Here is a 17,150-nt window from a genome sequence, read left to right on the forward strand (position 1 = left end):
CGCCCTCGGAGTGCGGGCGGTCAGCTTGTCCGGCCGTTCTCCCTGTTGAGGTAGTTGTAAACCGTGAAGCGGGAGACGCCCAGCGCATTGGCCACGGTCTCGACGCCGTGCCGCACCGAGAAGGCGCCACGCGTCTCCAGAATCCGCACCACCGACTGCTTCGTCTTGCGGTCGAGCTCTGCGAGCGGCACCCCGTGCCGCCGCTCCAGCTCCGCGAGGATGTGGTCGAGGGAGTCGGACAGGTGCGGCAGCTGTACGGCCACCACGTCCTCGCCCTCCCAGGCGAGCACCACATCGTCGCCCTGTGCCTCCTGCGGGGCCACCATCGCGCCGCCCATGGCGTCCACCAGAGGCTTGATCGCGACGACGAACGGATGCCCGGAAGCGGCACCGCCCGCCGTGGGGCCGCCTGCCGTGGGCCCCGAGGCGTGTTCGTCCTGGCCCATCAGCCCTCGCCCTCCCCGATCACGTTCACCTGGAGGGAGACCCGGGTCGCCCCGGCCTCCAGCGAGCTGCGCAGCAGCGTCGCCACGGCGTCCAGCACCTCGTCGGCCGAGCCCTCGGCGGTGTTGCCGAACGGGCCGACATCCACGGCATCCAGTGCCGCCGACTGGACGACCTCCCGGGCCACGACCGCGTGCCTGGGGGCCTCGTCCAGATCGAAGGGCTCCGTCGTGAACTCCACTCGCAATCGCCTCATGGAGCCACAGTACCGAGAACCCCGTCTCCCGCCGCAGGTCAGCGCGGTCGGCTCGGGGGTCAGCCCAGCCCGTCGAGGATGCCCTCGATGAAGGCGGCGGTCTCCGCGGGCTGCCGGGCCTCGGCGCACAGCCGGTCCATGATCAGCGTGTACTGGTCGACCTCGGAGGGCTTGTCGAGGTAGACCGCGTTGGTCAGGTGCTCCAGATACACCTTGTCGCCCAGATCCGGGTCGGCGAAGCGGAGCAGGGTCACCGGCGTGCCGGCAGCGGCCGCCGTCACCTCGAACGGCGCGACCTGAAGCGTCACATGCGGCAGCTTGATCACCTTCAGCAGATGTTCGAGCTGCTCGCGCATCACCTCGGGACCGCCGAAGGGACGCCGCAGCACCGCCTCGTCCACGATGGCCCACAGGCGCGGCGGATCGGCGCGCTCCAGCAGCTTCTGCCTGGCCATGCGCAGCTCGACGATCCGGGCGACCTTGCGCGGTTCGGTGGTCGGATAGCCGAGCCGGCTGACGGCGAACGCGTAGTCCTCGGTCTGGAGCAGTCCGGGCAGGAACTGGACCTCGTACGTCCTGATCAGTGACGCCGCGTCCTCCAGTCCGAGATGCAGCTCGAACCAGTCCTCCAGCACGTCCGAGTACTGGCACCACCAGCCGGGCGAGTTGGCCTGCCGGGCCAGATCGAAGAACTCCTCGCGCTCGTCCGTGCCGTGGACGCCGTAGAGCGTCAGCAGGTCCCGCAGATCGCGCTCCTTGGCGCCGACTTGTCCGCGCTCCAGGCGGGTGATCTTCGCGTGCGAGCCGCGGATGGCCCGGCCCGCCGCCTCCCGGGAGATGTCGAGTGACTGGCGCAGCCTGCGCAGCTTGACGCCCAGGATGATCCGCAGCGCGGTTGGCCCGTTCGACTGCTCCTGGGCGGAGCGGAGCGACGGTTCACCAGAGGGCTGCATCATGGCGGGCATTCCGACTCCCAAGGGTGATTGGGCGGTCACAACAGTGTGGCACCGGTGTACCGGTCCGGTACAGGTACCGGGAGAATACGCGGGCATCGCACGGCCGTTCCGCACGGAGCTTCCCATACTCCCCCAACGCCAACCCGGCAACCAGCCTCCCGGGCACAGTAGTTGAAGACGCAGAATGTAGGCCCCCCGGCCCCGGAGGGCAACCACGATTCCGCGCACCGCGGTGCGAGCGGGCCGGACGACGGGTGCGCACAGGTGCGCGCCTCCCACGCGGACAGCGATCCGGGCGCCTGCACTTGCCCTTGCACCTGCCTGTGCGGATGCCCGTGCCCTTGCAATTGCACTTGCCCACATCTGCGCGCCGCCGATCAGGGCGCGGGGGTCGGACTGGCGCACTAAGGGGCGCCTCGGCGCCTTTCAGCTTCCCCTCGCCCGGTACAGCGCCGGTCAGCTCGGCCACCCCGGCGCCGGCCCCCACTCCGGTCCCGGTCCCGGGCGTCGTCGCCGAGACGGGACCCGGGGCCTCCGTCTGCCTGCGGGGGGCCTGTCTGCGCGTGTCTGTCTGCGCGGGGGGAGCGCTGTCCCGCCTGGGGGCCCGGAAGTCGGCTCTTGACAGGACTGCCGACCGCAGAGCAATCTTCCAGTGAGCAGAATATGAGTTTCACGATACGAAATTAAAGCTTCTGACTTACGGATCCCCGAAGGAAGGGAGGGCGGTCGCTGTGGTCTCCTCGGACCGGTTCACCGTCAACGCCTCGATCCTCTTCACCGAGCTGCCCCTGCTGGAGCGCCCGGCGGCCGCCGCGGCCGCGGGCTTCGACAAGATCGAACTGTGGTGGCCCTGGGTCGACGCACCCGTGCCCGAGCGCGCCGAGCTCGACGCGCTGCGCAGCGCGCTCGAGGACGCTCAGGTCCAGCTCACCGGGCTGAACTTCTACGCTGGGCAGCTGCCGGGTCCCGACCGCGGCGCCCTGTCCGTACCCGGCGAGGAGTCGGAGAAGTTCCGCGCCAACATCGAGGTCACCGCCGAATTCGCCCGCTCCGTAGGGTGCAGGGCGCTCAACGCCCTCTACGGCAACCGCGTCGACGGTGCCACGGAGGCCGAGCAGGACGCCCTCGCGCTGGAGAACCTCGCCCTCGCGGCGCAGGCGGCGGACCGCGCCGGGGCCGTGCTCCTGATCGAGGCGCTGAACGCCCCCGAGTCCCCCAAGTGCCCCATCGTCAGCGCTCCCCGCGCCATCGAGGTCGTCGACGCGGTCAACAAGGCCACCGGCCTGGACAACGCGCGCTTCCTGATGGACCTCTACCACCTGTCCATGAACGGCGAGGACCTCGGCGCGGTGATCGACGCGTACACCGGCAAGACCGCGCACGTACAGATCGCGGACAACCCAGGGCGCGGAGCGCCGGGGACGGGGGCGCTCGACTTCGCGGACCTGTTCGGCCGGTTGGACAAGGCGGGCTACGAGGGGGTCATCGGGCTGGAGTACAAGCCCGGCGACGGCGGAAGTGCGGCGGCCTTCGGCTGGCGCTCCTGATCCCCTCCGGGACTCGCGGGGCCGGCGGCCCCACTCTTTTGGATCTGCTCTGCGAAAGGCGACAGAAATGACATACACGCCCGGCAATACCAAGATCGGTTTCATCGGTCTGGGGATCATGGGCGCTCCCATGGCCCGTAATCTGCTCAAGGCCGGCTACGACGTCACCGCTCACACCCTCGAGACCGAGAAGGTCGAGGAGTTCGTCAAGGACGGCGGCAAGGGCGCGGCCTCCGTGGCGGAGGCCGCGAAGGACGCCGATGTCGTCATCACGATGGTCCCGGCCTCCCCCCACGTGGAGGCGGTCGTCCTGCACGAGGGCGGCGTCCTGGACAACCTCCGTACGGGCGGCACCCTCATCGACATGTCGTCGATCACCCCGCAGACCTCGATCGAGGTCGCGAAGGCCGCGAAGGCCAAGGGCATCAAGGCGCTGGACGCGCCGGTCTCGGGCGGCGAGGCGGGTGCGATCGAGGCCGTACTGTCCATCATGGTCGGCGGTGAGCAGGAGACCTTCGACGCGGCGAAGCCGATCCTCGAAGCGCTCGGCAAGACGATCGTGCTGTGCGGTCCGGCCGGCTCCGGACAGACGGTGAAGGCCGCCAACCAGCTCATCGTCGCGGTGAACATCGAGGCCGTCGCCGAGGCCGTGGTCTTCCTGAAGAAGTCGGGGGTGGACCTCAAGGCCGCGCTGGACGTGCTCAACGGCGGACTGGCCGGCTCCACGGTGCTGACCCGGAAGAAGGACAGCATCCTGGCGGGCGACTACAAGCCCGGCTTCAAGATCGACCTGCACCACAAGGACATGGGCATCGTGACCGACGCGGCCCGCGCGGTCGGCGCCGCCGTGCCCGCCGGTGCGCTGGTCGCCCAGCTCGTCGCGGCGCTGCGGGCGCAGGGTGACGGCGGGCTCGACCACTCGGCGCTGGTGCGCGGCGTCAAGCGGCTGTCGGGCGAGAACCCCGACGGCGCCAACTGAGGGCCGCCCCGGCCCTCCCCACAGACTCCGGACGGCGGCGTCGACACTGTCCTGTCGCGCCCAGGCGCCGCCGTCCGGATACCACCTGCACCGAACCAGGAGAGTCCGATGGCTCGTATGACCGCTGCCCGCGCGGCAGTTGAGATCCTCAAGCGCGAGGGTGTGGACACCGCTTTCGGCGTGCCGGGTGCGGCGATCAACCCCTTCTACGCGGCGCTGCGCGCCGCGGGCGGCGTCGAGCACACGCTCGCCCGCCACGTCGAGGGCGCCTCGCACATGGCCGAGGGCTACACCCGTACGGCGCCCGGCAACATCGGGGTGTGCATCGGCACTTCGGGCCCCGCGGGCACCGACATGATCACCGGCCTCTACTCGGCGATCGGCGACTCGATCCCGATTCTGTGCATCACGGGTCAGGCTCCGGTCGCCGTGATCGAGAAGGAGGACTTCCAGGCCGTCGACATCGCCTCGATCGCGGCTCCGGTGACCAAGAAGGCCACCACCGTCAAGGAGGCGGCGCAGGTGCCGGGCGTCTTCCAGGAGGCGTTCCACCTGATGCGTTCGGGCCGGCCGGGTCCGGTGCTGATCGACCTGCCGATCGATGTCCAGATGACGGAGATCGAGTTCGATCCGGACACCTATGAGCCGCTGGTGCCGCACAAGCCGGCGGCGAGCCGCAGGCAGGCCGAGAAGGCCATGGACATGCTGGCCGCCGCCGAGCGTCCGCTGATCGTGGCGGGCGGCGGCATCATCAACGCGGACGCGTCCGAGCTGCTGGTGGAGTTCGCCGAACTGACCGGTATCCCCGTCGTGCCGACCCTGATGGGCTGGGGCGCGATCGGGGACGACCACCCGCTGCACGCGGGCATGGTGGGGCTGCAGACCTCGCACCGCTACGGGAATGCCACGTTCCTGGAGTCCGACTTCGTGCTCGGGATCGGCAACCGCTGGGCCAACCGGCACACGGGCGCGCTGGCCACCTACACCGAGGGCCGGAAGTTCGTGCACGTGGACATCGAGCCGACGCAGATCGGCAAGATCTTCGCGCCGGACTACGGCATCGTCTCGGACGCGCACGCGGCGCTGAAGCTGTTCGTCGAGATCGCCAGGGAGCGGAAGCAGGGCGGGAAGCTGAAGGATCTGTCGAAGTGGGCGGCCGGCGCGCGCGAGCGCAAGGGTGAGCTCCAGCGCCGTACGCACTTCGACAACGTGCCGCTCAAGCCGCAGCGGGTGTACGAGGAGATGAACCGGGCCTTCGGGCCCGAGACACGCTATGTGTCGACCATCGGTCTCTCCCAGATCGCCGGCGCGCAGTTCCTGCACGTCTACCGGCCGCGGCACTGGATCAACTGTGGTCAGGCGGGTCCGCTGGGGTGGACCGTGCCCGCGGCGCTGGGTGTCGCCAAGGCGGACCCGCAGGCGAGTGTCGTGGCGCTCTCGGGCGACTACGACTTCCAGTTCATGATCGAGGAGCTGGCGGTCGGCGCGCAGCACCGCATTCCCTATGTGCACGTGCTGGTGAACAACTCCTATCTCGGCCTGATCCGGCAGGCGCAGCGCAACTTCGACATGGACTTCCAGGTCAATCTGGAGTTCGAGAACATCAACGCGCCCGAGCTGGGCGGCTACGGCGTCGACCATGTGAAGGTCGCCGAGGGGCTGGGCTGCAAGGCGCTGCGCGTGACCGAGCCGGACCAGCTGCTGCCCGCCTTCGAGGAGGCGAAGAAGATCGCTGCGGAGTACCGGGTGCCCGTCGTGGTGGAGGCGATCCTGGAGCGGATCACCAATATCTCGATGAGCGGGTCCGATATCGCCTCGGTCAACGAGTTCGAGGAGCTGGCGAGCGAGGCCGCGCATGCGCCGACCGCCACGGTGCCGCTGGTTTGAGGCCGCCGCAGGTGCCAGGGCTTGCTCTGTCCCTTGTGCGAGGTCGGCGCCCGGGAGGGCAGGGGGTGCCCCTACTCTCCGGACGCCGTCTGCGGGTTCTCCCCCAGCCTCCGGCCGGGAGGGACCCCCAGGTTGCTGGCGCCCACGCGGCGGAGCCGCAGATCAGGCACAGCCCCGCGCCCCTTCGGGGCGCAAGCCTTTCAACAAAGTGTTGACGCCCCACGGGGGCGTCCCTACGCTCCAAGATGCGGAAACTGCTTTCCGTGAATCACGCCCCAGGAAGGTCGTCCATGTCGAAGTCGTCGAAGCCCACGCTGACCACCGAGGCGGGCGCGCCCGTCGCCGACAACCAGAACTCCACCTCCGCCGGCATCGGTGGCCCGCTCCTGCTCCAGGACCAGCACCTGCTGGAGAAGCTGGCGCGGTTCAACCGGGAGCGCATCCCGGAGCGTGTCGTACACGCCCGCGGCTCCGGAGCCTACGGCTACTTCGAGGTGACCGACGACGTCAGCGACTACACCGGCGCCCACTTCCTCGGCGAGGTCGGCCGCCGTACCGAGACGTTCCTGCGCTTCTCCACCGTGGCCGACAACCTCGGCGGCCCCGACGCGGCCCGCGACCCGCGCGGCTTCGCCCTCAAGTTCTACACGGAAGAGGGAAACTACGACCTCGTCGGCAACAACACCCCGGTCTTCTTCATCAAGGACCCGCTGAAGTTTCCCGACTTCATCCACTCCCAGAAGCGCGACCCGTTCACCGGCAAGCAGGAGCCGGACAACGTCTGGGACTTCTGGGCCCACTCCCCCGAGGCCACCCACCAGGTCACCTGGCTGATGGGCGACCGCGGCATCCCCGCCTCGTACCGGCACATGAACGGCTACGGCTCGCACACCTACCAGTGGACCAACGCCCAGGGCGAGGTCTTCTACGTCAAGTACCACTTCAAGACGAACCAGGGCATCCGCTGCCTGTCCAGCGAGCAGGCCGCCGAGCTGTGCGGTACCGACCCCAACAGCCACCAGACGGACCTGCTGCAGTCCATCGAGCGCGGCGTCTTCCCGTCCTGGACGCTGTATGTGCAGATCATGCCCGCCGACGAGGCGGCCGACTACCGCTTCAACCCGTTCGACCTGACCAAGGTGTGGCCGCACAAGGACTACCCGCTGCACCGCGTGGGCCGCCTGGTGCTGGACCGCAACCCGGACAACGTCTTCGCCGAGGTCGAGCAGTCCGCGTTCTCGCCCAACAACTTCGTGCCCGGCATCGGCCCCTCGCCCGACAAGATGCTCCAGGGCCGGCTGTTCGCCTACGCCGACGCGCACCGCTACCGGCTCGGCGTCAACCACACCCAACTGCCGGTCAACGCGCCCAAGGCGGTCCCCTCCGGCAAGGCGAACAACTACGGCAGGGACGGCTTCATGGCCGCCAACGCCTACGACCGGTACGCCAAGAACTACGAGCCCAACTCCTACGGCGGCCCCGTCGAGACCGGCATCCCGCTGTCCGCACCCCGCCCGGTGACCGGCTACTGGGGCACCCACGAGGCCCCGCAGCACACCAAGGACGACGACTTCTTCCAGGCCGGCGAGCTCTTCCGGCTGATGTCGGAGGAGGAGAAGGGCCGTCTGGTCGCCAACATCGCCGGCGGGCTCTCCCAGGTGACCCGCGAGGACGTCATCGAGAAGAACATCGCCCACTTCACCGCCGCCGACCCGGACTACGGGCGCCGTGTGGAGGCCGCGGTGCGCGAACTCCAGGAGGGCTGAGCGCCCCCTTCACCGGCGCGCCCGCAAGAGGCGCGCACCAAGCGGCGTACCGGGCTGATTGGGAGGTCGGCCCGGCGCGCGCCCCCGTGCGGGACGGTCCAGTTGATGAGGGGTGGCCGTCCCGCGCGGGGGCATACCCGTACCATCCTCCCCCACCGGCGTACGGCCCGGCACCCTCCCCTTCGTAAAACCGCTCCCATCGGCGACGATTGGGGGGGCGACCGGGCATGCTCTCAGGCAGTGCCCACCGGACCACCCGTGCCAGGAGCCGAACGATGGCTGAGAGAGTGCTTGTGCGCTGCCCGGTGTGCCGGCGCGAGCACAGCTACACAGCGCCGGTCTACCCCTGCGGCTGTGGCGCGCCGGTCGCCCTGCCGCTGCTGTCCTCCGCCGCCGCCATCCAGGTGCGGCACCGCACCTGGGCGGGGTCCTGGATCTCCGTGCGGTGCCCGTCCTGCGGGCGCGTGGACGAGTGGCCGCAGCCCGAGTTGGGCTGCGGCTGCGGTACGACGCTGCGGGTGCCCGTCGCCCGGGGCCGTACCGGGGTGGCCGCGCCGCCCGCCGAGGAGCCGGCTCCGGCGCCGCCCACCGGCCCGGAGCCCGCCTCCGCCGCGCGTGCCCCCGTGCCGCGGCCGCCCTTCCGGCCCGTCACCATCCGCACGGCCTACGACGCGAAGCTCGCCGCGGCGCAGTACCTGCGGTGGCTCGGGTTCGAGGGCATACGCGTCGCCGAGCGGACGCCCGCCTCGGGTGTCGATGTGCGGGGCCCGTCCGTCGTCGCGCATGTCGACCCGTCCACGTCCCCTGCCGGGGTGCGGGATGTGGAGACACTGTGGCTCAACGGGCTGAACGACTCGGTCGTCGCCGTGTGCTTCGCCCTCGCGGGGTATCTGCGTGAGGCGCGGGGCCGCGCCGACGAGTTGCGGCTCCCCCTCTTCGTCCTCGACCTGACGGGGACGCCGCGCGCCGTCAATGAAGCAGCGGAGCATCTCATTCGCACGCCGCGCTGACGCTTGCGTACCCGCATGGGGGGCTGCGCTTTGCACCCTGCGCCCCTGGCGCAGACTGCCCAAGCGCAGCAGGAGGGGCACCCCCTACCGGTCCCGGAACTCCGTACCGGGGGCGCCGGCCTCGCCGGCCGCATGCGCGCGGAGCTCCACTCGGCGGATCTTCCCCGAGATCGTCTTGGGCAGCTCCGCGAACTCGACGACCCGCACCCGCTTGTAGGGCGCGAGCCGCTCCCGCGAGTGCGCGAACAACAAGGCGGCGGTCTCCGCGTCGGCGCGGAAGCCGTCCGCCAGGACCACATACGCCTTGGGCACGGCGAGCCGCACCGGGTCCGGCGAGGGGACGACCGCCGCCTCGGCGACGGCCTCGTGCTCCAGCAGCACGCTCTCCACCTCGAAGGGGGAGATCTTGTAGTCGCTGGCCTTGAAGACATCGTCGGCGCGGCCCACGTAGGTGAGGTACCCCTCCTTGTCCCGGGCCCCGATGTCCCCCGTCCGGTAGTAGCCGTCGGCCATGGCATCGGCGGTGCGCTCCGCGTCGCCCCGGTAGCCGACCATCAGGCCGACAGGGCGGGCGGACAGGTCGAGGCAGATCTCGCCCTCCTCGACGCCCGCCTCGCCGGTGACCGGGTCGACCAGAGTGACCTCGAAACCGGGCGTGGGGCGGCCCATCGAGCCGGGCTTGAGGGGCTGGCCCGGGGTGTTGGCGACCTGGACGGCGGTCTCCGTCTGGCCGAAGCCGTCCCGGATGGTGACGCCCCAGGCCCGGCGGACGTGCTCGATCACCTCAGGGTTGAGCGGCTCACCGGCGGCGACGACCTCGCGGGGGACGGCGGACAGTCGGCTGAGGTCGGCCTGGATGAGCATGCGCCAGACGGTGGGCGGGGCGCAGAAGCTGGTGACGCCGGCCCGTTCCATCTCGGCCATCAGGCGGCTCGGGTCGAACCGGGTGTAGTTGTGGATGAAGATCGTCGCCTCCGCGTTCCAGGGCGCGAAGAAGTTGGACCAGGCGTGCTTGGCCCAGCCGGGCGAGGAGATGTTCAGGTGCACGTCGCCGGGCTGCAGACCGATCCAGTACATCGTCGCCAGGTGCCCGACGGGATACGACACATGGGTGTGCTCGACCAGCTTGGGCAGCGCGGTCGTACCGGAGGTGAAGTACAGCAGCAGGGTGTCGTCGGCGCGGGTGACACCCTGCGGGTCGTACACGCTCACGGCCTCGTACGCGTCCTCGTAGGCCAGCCAGCCGGAGGCGGGTGTGCCGCCGCTGCCGACGGCGATGCGGGTGTAGTCGCCGGGCACGTCGGTGCCGGTGAACTTCCCGGTGTCCGCCGCGCGCACGACCACATGCCGGGCCTCGCCGCGGGTGACGCGGTCGGCCAGGTCGCGGGGGCCCAGCTGCGGGGTGGCGGGGATGACGACGGCACGCAGCTTCATCAGCGCCAGCAGCGTCTCCCACAGCTCGACCTGGTTGCCGAGCATGACGATGACCCGGTCGCCGGGTGCCACACCGCGGTCGCGCAGCCAGTTGGCGACCTGGTCGGAGCGGGTCCGCATCTGGTCGAAGGTGACGCGCCGCTCGGTGCCGTCCTCCTCGACGATGTGCAGCGCGAGCCGGTCGTTGCCGGCGGCGATGTGGTCGAACCAGTCCAGCGCCCAGTTGAACTGTTCGAGCCGGGGCCAGCTGAAGGCGGCGCGTGCGGCCTCGTAGTCCGTCCGGTGTCGCAGCAGCGTGTCGCGGGCGGCCCGGAACTGTTCGGTGGGCGTGGACGGGACCATGTTTCCTCCTGCTCAGCGGGGTGCTGCGGGCGTTGGGAGCCATCGTGTACGTCCACCCGCGCGCGCACCACCCCCGGCCGGGGGCTTACGCGCATGTGACAGGAGGTGCGGCATCATCGGAGATGTGTACACGGGGGCCGGCACACGCAGGGACCGGGAAGCGGCGGACGAGGTCGGGCTGGGCCGCGCCCGGCGGCGCGGGCGGCGCCGGCCCGTCGTCGCGGCGCTGTCGGTGCTGACCCTGCTGGTTCTCTCGGTGCCGCTGGCGTTCCGGGCCGGCGACGAGGACGGGCCGACGCCGGTGCCACAACTGCTGGCGTTCCTGCCCTGGTTCCTCGCCCCGGCCTGGCTGGCGGCGCTGGGTGCGGCCTTCGCCCGCCGGTGGCTGGTGCTGCTGTGGGCGCTGGCCGTGCTGGCGGGCACCGGGTGGTTCCTGCGGCCGTACGGGCCCCCCGCGCCCGGCGACGCGGCGGGCAGGCCGGCGAAGGCCCAGTTCCGGGTATTGACGGCGAATCTGAAGTACGGGGCCGCCACCTCGGACCTGGTCGCGACGGTGCGCAGGGAGCGCCCGCAGATCGTCGCGCTCCAGGAGTGCGACGCGCGGTGTGCGGCGGCGCTGCGCGACCCCGTGCTGCGTGAGGAGTACCCGTACCGGATCATCACAGGCGGCGGGGGTGCGCGCGGGTCCGCGCTGCTGAGCATCTATCCGCTGCACAACCGCAGCGAGGTGCGCGGCAGGCTCTCGATGCCCGGCGCCGTCGCGAACGTGCACGGCGAGCGGGTCGCCCTCCAGGTCGCGCACCCGATGCCGCCGATGCCCGACAGCACGGGGGCGTGGCGGGTGGAGCTGGACCGGCTGCGAGCCGCCGCTGACGCGCGCGGGAAGCTGCCGACACTGATGGCCGGCGACTTCAACTCCTCGCAGGACCACGCCGCCTTCCGCGCCATCCTGAAGACGGGTATGCGAGACGCTGCCCGCATGCTGGGCAACTCCCGCACCCCCACCTGGCCCACCCGCACCACCCCGCTGCTCGGCGCCCAGATCGACCATGTGCTGCTGAGCGAGACTCTGCTGCCTGTGGACGGGAAGTTCCTGGACCTGCGGGGCACGGACCACCGCGCGCTGCTGGTGAACGTGAAGCTGCTGTGAGACGGCCCCGAACTCTGTGGGACAGCTCCGTACTGCTGTGGGACAGCTCCGTACTGCTGTGGGACGGCTCCCGGGCGCTCAGCCGGCGGCCCGGTCGTCGGCGCCGCCCCCGGTGATCGGCGTGGCGGGGCCGCTGTCGTGGTGGATGGGGCTGTGTGCCCCGTTGAGCGGCACTCCGCTGCCGCCGTGCCGCGTGGCGACGATCTCCGCGGCGATGGACAGCGCCGTCTCCTCCGGGGTGCGGGCGCCCAGGTCCAGGCCGATCGGGGAGCGCAGCGCGGCCAGCTCCAGCGAGGTCAGCCCGGCCTCGCGGAGCCGCTCCAGCCGGTCGAGGTGAGTGCGCCGGGAGCCCATGGCGCCGACGTAGGCGACCGGCAGCCGCAGCGCGCGCTCCAGCAGGGGCACGTCGAACTTGGCGTCGTGGGTGAGCACGCAGACGACCGTCCGGGCATCGAGGTCCTGGGAGTCGAGATAGCGGTGCGGCCAGTCGACGACGACCTCGTCGGCCCCGGGGAAGCGGCGGGCCGTGGCGAAGACGGGCCGCGCGTCGCACACCGTCACGTGGAAGCCGAGGAACTTGCCGATCCTCACCAGCGCGGCGGCGAAGTCGATGGCGCCGAAGACCAGCATCCGCGGCGGCGGGACGCTGGACTCCACCAGCAGCGTCACCGGCTGACCGCACAAGCTGCCGTCCGCGCCGACGGTGACCGTCGCGGTACGGCCGGCCGCCAGCAGCGCCCGGCCCTCAGCCGCGGCGGTGGCGTCCAGTTCGGGTGCCCCGCCCAGCGCTCCGTGCGGCTGCCCTTCGGCGTCCAGCCACAGGGCGCCGCCCAGCAACTCCTGGGGCCCTTCCACGATCCGTACGAGCGCCGCCGTACGGCCCTCGACCGCCTCGGCCGCGGCCCGAGCGAACACCTCGCGCGCCGCCCGCGAGCGGAGCGGGGTGACCAGGACGTCGATGACGCCACCGCAGGTGAGGCCGACGGCGAAGGCGTCCTCGTCGCTGTAGCCGAAGGTCTGGCGCACGCTGCCGCCCGAGGCCAGCGCCTCCTGGCACAGCTCGTAGACGGCACCCTCCACGCAGCCGCCGCTCACGCTGCCGACGGCCTCGCCGTCCGCGTCGACGGCCAGCGCCGCGCCGGGCTGCCGTGGCGCACTGCCGCCGACGGCGACGACGGTGGCGACGGCGAAGTCCCGCCCCTCCTGGCACCAGCGGTGCAGCTCAGCGGCGATGTCAAGCATGTGCTTCTCTCCTCGGCGGTGACAACGGCCACGACGGGAGGGGGAACGGCCAGGGAGACCGCACCCGCTCCCGCCCGGGCCGGGAAGCAGAGGCTAGGGAGCTATTTGACCCCCAGCCACTGCTCGATCGGGTTCAGGGCGAAATAGGCCAGAAAGACGAGCGACAACACCCACATCAACCATCCGGGCTCGCGAATCTTTCCCTGCACGGCCTTGATGAGGACGTAGGCGATGACACCGGCACCGATACCGGCCGTGATGGAGTACGTGAACGGCATCAGCACCGTCGTCAGGAAGACCGGGATCGAGGTCGCCGGGTCGGTCCAGTCGATGTGCATGGCATTGGTCATCATCATCGATCCGATGACGACGAGCGCCGCGGCCGCCACCTGCGGAGGGATCACCTGCGCGAGGGGCGTGAAGAACAGACAGGCGGCGAAGCCGAGTCCGGTGACGACGCTGGCCAGGCCGGTCCTGGCGCCGTCGCCGACGCCGGCGGTGGACTCCACGAACACGGTCTGGCCCGAGGCGCCGGACAGACCGCCGATCATGCCGCCGGCACCGTCGATGGTCAGCGCCTTGTTCAGACCCGGCATCCGGCCGTCCCTGTCGGCGAGACCGGCCTGCTGGCCGATGCCGATGATGGTGCCGATGGCGTCGAAGAACCCGGCCAGCACCAGGGTGAAGACGATGACGCCGATGGTGATGCCGCCGACATCGCCCAGGCCGTTGAAGGAGATGGACCCGAACAGCCCGAAGTCGGGGGAGCTGACCATCGACCCGGGCAGCTCCGGGGCGTTCCTGCCGCCCCAGTCCTTCTTGTCGAGACCGGCGAACTGGTGGATCAGCGCGGCCAGGACCGTGCCGCTGACGATGCCGATGAGAATGGCTCCGGGCACCTTGCGGACCTGCAGCGCGAAGATCAGCAGCACCGTGAAGGCGAAGCACAGCACGGGCCAGCCGGTGAGCATGTCAGCGGTGCCGAGCTGGATGGGCTTCTGCCCTGGGATGCCGCCGGGCCCTGGCATCGAGGTGACGAAGCCGGCCTGGACGAGCCCGATGAGGCAGACGAACAGTCCGATGCCCATGGTGATCGCGTGTTTGAGCGCCAAGGGGATCGCGTTCATGATCAGCTCGCGGAGCCCGGTGACCACCAGCAGCACGATCACGGCACCGTAGATCAGACACATCGCCCAGGCGTTGCCCCAGCTCATCTCGGGCACGACCTGGAAGGCCATCACGGCCGAGACGCTCAGCCCCGCCGCCAGGGCCAGCGGGACGTTGCCGATGAAGCCCATCACGATGGTGGTCGCCGCGGCGGCGAACGCCGTCGCCGTGGTGACCTGCCCACCGTCCAGGGTGTGCTTGTGCACGTCGGGCACGGACAGGATGACGGGGTTGAGCAGGACGATGTACGCCATCGCCATGAAGGTGGTGATACCGCCACGTATCTCCTGGCCGTAGGTCGACCCTCTCTCGGAGATGTGGAAGTACCTGTCGAGCCACGAGCGCCCCGCGGGGATACGGGACCCAGGACCCGCATCCTCCGGTGTCGTCGTCGGCCCTACTTTCGACTGGGTCATTGTGCTGACTCCCAAGGTTCATAGGGGCACCCCGGCAGCTACCGAGGATTTGGGAAGCACGACCCGGGGGACGGCCCGCGTCTTGCTCGTTCCCCACCCACCCGCGAAGGGGCGCGCGAGCAGGGAAAACGGGGGGTCGGGGGCCGGGGCCCCCTGCGCCTCACACCTCGACGATGTGCTCGGGCCGCACCGGCACCCGGCGCAGCGCCTTGCCGGTCGCGGCCCGGATGGCCGCCACCACGGCCGGCGTCGAGGACAGGGTCGGCGCCTCGCCCGCACCGCGCAGCCCGTAGGGGGCGTGCTCGTCGGCGAGCTCCAGCACGTCCACCGGGATGGTGGGCGTGTCCAGAATCGTGGGGATCAGATAGTCGGTGAAGGAGGGGTTGCGGACTTTGGCCCCGGGGTCGACCACGATCTCCTCCATCACTGCGAGCCCGAGCCCCTGCGTGGTGCCGCCCTGGATCTGGCCCACCACGGCCTGCGGGTTCATCGCTTTGCCCACGTCCTGTGCGCAAGCCAGTTCGACGACCTTGACCAGCCCGAGCTCGGTGTCGACCTCCACCACGGCCCGGTGCGCGGCGAAGGAGTACTGGACGTGGCCGAAGCCCTGACCGGTCCGCAGGTCGAAGGGCTCGGTGGGCCGGTGCCGCCACTCGTCCTCGGCCTCGACGGGCTCGTCACCGAGCACGTCCGCCAGCGATGCCAGCACCTCGCCGCCGTCGGTGACGACTTTGCCGCCCTCCAGCAGCAGTTCGGCCGTGGCCCAGGCGGGGTGGTAGGTGCCGAACTTCCGGCGCCCGCGCTCCAGCACCTGCTCGCGCACCAGTTCACACACGTACTTGACGGCGCCGCCGGTCACATACGTCTGCCGCGAGGCGGAGGTCGAGCCGGCCGAGCCGACCCTGGTGTCGGCGGGCTGGATGTTCACCCGGGCGACGCCCAGCTCGGTGCGGGCGATCTGGGCGTGCACGGTGACACCACCCTGGCCCACCTCGGCCATCGCCGTGTGCACCATGGCCACCGGCTCCCCGCCGACGACCTGCAGCCGCACCCTCGCCGTCGAGTAGTCGTCGAAGCCCTCGGAGAAGCCGACGTTCTTTATCCCGACGGCGTAGCCCACACCCCGTACGACGCCCTCGCCGTGCGTGGTGTTGGACAGGCCGCCCGGCAGCGCCCGTACATCGGGCTCACCGCCGACGTTCTCCCACTGCGCCTCCATCGGCAGCGGCATCGCCTTGACCCTGCGCAGCAGCTCGGCCACCGGGGCCGGGGAGTCGACGGTCTGGCCTGTGGGCATCACGGTGCCCTGGGACATGGCGTTCTTCTGCCGCAGCTCGACCGGGTCCATGCCCAGTTCGGCCGCGAGCTTGTCCATCTGCGCCTCGTAGGCGAAGCACGCCTGCACCGCGCCGAAGCCGCGCATCGCACCGCATGGCGGATTGTTGGTGTAGAGCGCCAGCGCCTCGATCTCCACGTCGTCCACCACATACGGGCCGACGCTGAGCGAGGCCGCGTTGCCGACCACCGCCGGGGACGACGAGGCGTAGGCCCCGCCATCCAGCACGATGCGGCACCTCATATGGGTGAGCTTGCCGTCGCGGGTGGCGCCGTGCTCGTACCACAGCTTGGCCGGGTGCCGGTGCACATGCCCGAAGAAGGACTCGAAGCGGTTGTAGACGATCTTGACGGGCTTGCCGGTGACCAGCGCCAGCAGGCAGGCGTGGATCTGCATGGACAGGTCCTCGCGCCCGCCGAAGGCGCCGCCGACGCCGGAGAGCGTCATCCGTACCTTCTCCTCGGGCAGCCCGAGCACGGGGGCGATCTGGCGCAGGTCGGCGTGCAGCCACTGGGTGGCGATGTAGAGGTCCACACCGCCGTCCTCGGCGGGCACGGCCAGCCCCGACTCGGGGCCGAGGAATGCCTGGTCCTGCATGCCGACCTCGTACTCGCCGGTCACGATGGCCTCGGCGCGCTCGGCCGCCGCCTTGGCGTCGCCGCGCACGATGGGCTGGCGGTGCACGATGTTGGGGTGCGGGACGTGCGGGCTGTGGTGATCCGCGCGCCCCTCGTGGAGCAGCGGCGCGTCCGCCGCCAGCGCGGATTCCTCGTTGTGCACGACGGGCAGCTCGCGGTACTCGACCTTGATCTTCGCCGCGGCACGGCGTGCCGTCTCCGGGTGGTCGGCCGCCACCAGCGCCACCGGCTCGCCGTGGTGGCGGACCCGGCCGTGGGCCAGGACAGGGGTGTCCTGGATCTCCAGGCCGTAGTTCTTCACCTCGGTCGGGAGGTCGTCGTAGGTGAGCACGGCGTACACGCCCGCCTGCGCGAGCGCCTCACCGATGTCGATGGAGACGATCTCCGCGTGCGCGTGCGGGCTGCGCAGCGTGCAGCCCCACAGCATGTCCTCGTGCCACATGTCCGAGGAGTAGGCGAACTCGCCGGTCACCTTGAGGGTGCCGTCGGGCCGCAGCGGGGAGTCGCCGACCCCCGCCTCGGCGCCGGCGCCCTGCTCCAGCTTGGTGGGGGTGCCGGTGGGCCGGGTCGTGGGTGCCAC

Annotated in this window: 13 protein-coding genes; 6 read left to right on the forward strand and 7 right to left on the reverse strand. The window is 70.7% G+C overall.

Annotation, left to right across the window (positions count from 1 at the left end):
• Positions 1-20: 20 nt before the first annotated feature.
• From JW592_RS07845 to JW592_RS07855, 3 genes are all read right to left on the reverse strand, one after another.
• On the reverse strand, positions 21-338 hold the full coding sequence (locus tag JW592_RS07845; protein WP_209264350.1) for a helix-turn-helix domain-containing protein: 318 nt from the start codon (positions 336-338) through the stop codon (positions 21-23).
• A 107-nt stretch (positions 339-445) separates the two neighbouring features.
• Positions 446-700: a YkoF family thiamine-binding protein gene (locus tag JW592_RS07850; protein ID WP_209264193.1), complete on the reverse strand. Its 255-nt coding sequence runs from the start codon at positions 698-700 to the stop codon at positions 446-448.
• Positions 701-759: 59 nt separating this feature from the next.
• Complete coding sequence (locus tag JW592_RS07855; protein WP_209264194.1) at positions 760-1,665, reverse strand: Sco1979 family transcriptional regulator; 906 nt, start codon at positions 1,663-1,665, stop codon at positions 760-762.
• 722 nt (positions 1,666-2,387) lie between these two features.
• On the opposite strand from JW592_RS07855, the gene JW592_RS07860 reads away from it, so the two are divergent.
• The 5 genes from JW592_RS07860 to JW592_RS07880 all read left to right on the forward strand — a co-directional run bounded on the left by JW592_RS07860 (position 2,388) and on the right by JW592_RS07880 (position 8,845).
• A complete protein-coding gene (locus JW592_RS07860; protein WP_209264195.1) occupies positions 2,388-3,203 on the forward strand; it encodes a TIM barrel protein in 816 nt (271 codons plus the stop codon).
• 67 nt (positions 3,204-3,270) lie between these two features.
• On the forward strand, positions 3,271-4,182 hold the full coding sequence (locus JW592_RS07865) for a 2-hydroxy-3-oxopropionate reductase (RefSeq protein ID WP_209264196.1): 912 nt from the start codon (positions 3,271-3,273) through the stop codon (positions 4,180-4,182).
• Positions 4,183-4,299: 117 nt separating this feature from the next.
• Complete coding sequence (gene gcl / locus JW592_RS07870) at positions 4,300-6,069, forward strand: glyoxylate carboligase (RefSeq protein ID WP_209264351.1); 1,770 nt, start codon at positions 4,300-4,302, stop codon at positions 6,067-6,069.
• Positions 6,070-6,359: 290 nt separating this feature from the next.
• Positions 6,360-7,835 (forward strand): catalase, encoded by a 1,476-nt coding sequence (locus JW592_RS07875; protein WP_209264197.1) that lies wholly within the window; start codon positions 6,360-6,362, stop codon positions 7,833-7,835.
• 275 nt (positions 7,836-8,110) lie between these two features.
• The gene (locus tag JW592_RS07880) at positions 8,111-8,845 is read left to right on the forward strand and encodes a hypothetical protein (protein ID WP_209264198.1); all 735 of its coding nucleotides are present in this window, start codon (positions 8,111-8,113) and stop codon (positions 8,843-8,845) included.
• Positions 8,846-8,929: 84 nt separating this feature from the next.
• On the opposite strand, the gene JW592_RS07885 is transcribed toward JW592_RS07880, so the two are convergent.
• Positions 8,930-10,621: an AMP-binding protein gene (locus JW592_RS07885; protein ID WP_209264199.1), complete on the reverse strand. Its 1,692-nt coding sequence runs from the start codon at positions 10,619-10,621 to the stop codon at positions 8,930-8,932.
• Positions 10,622-10,745: 124 nt separating this feature from the next.
• On the opposite strand from JW592_RS07885, the gene JW592_RS07890 reads away from it, so the two are divergent.
• Positions 10,746-11,771 carry an endonuclease/exonuclease/phosphatase family protein gene (locus JW592_RS07890; RefSeq protein ID WP_209264200.1) on the forward strand — a complete coding sequence of 342 codons (1,026 nt, stop codon included), beginning with the start codon at positions 10,746-10,748 and terminating at the stop codon, positions 11,769-11,771.
• Between the two features lie 78 nt (positions 11,772-11,849).
• On the opposite strand, the gene JW592_RS07895 is transcribed toward JW592_RS07890, so the two are convergent.
• The 3 genes from JW592_RS07895 to pucD all read right to left on the reverse strand — a co-directional run bounded on the left by JW592_RS07895 (position 11,850) and on the right by pucD (position 17,150).
• Positions 11,850-13,013 (reverse strand): XdhC family protein, encoded by a 1,164-nt coding sequence (locus JW592_RS07895; protein ID WP_209264201.1) that lies wholly within the window; start codon positions 13,011-13,013, stop codon positions 11,850-11,852.
• 101 nt (positions 13,014-13,114) lie between these two features.
• Positions 13,115-14,596, reverse strand: a complete 1,482-nt coding sequence (locus tag JW592_RS07900) for an NCS2 family permease (protein ID WP_209264202.1) — start codon at positions 14,594-14,596, stop codon at positions 13,115-13,117.
• A gap of 160 nt (positions 14,597-14,756) precedes the next feature.
• Positions 14,757-17,150, reverse strand: a complete 2,394-nt coding sequence (gene pucD, locus JW592_RS07905; RefSeq protein ID WP_372446465.1) for a xanthine dehydrogenase subunit D — start codon at positions 17,148-17,150, stop codon at positions 14,757-14,759.

Source organism: Streptomyces spirodelae (assembly GCF_017676385.1).
Classification (GTDB): Bacteria; Actinomycetota; Actinomycetes; order Streptomycetales; family Streptomycetaceae; genus Streptomyces; species Streptomyces spirodelae.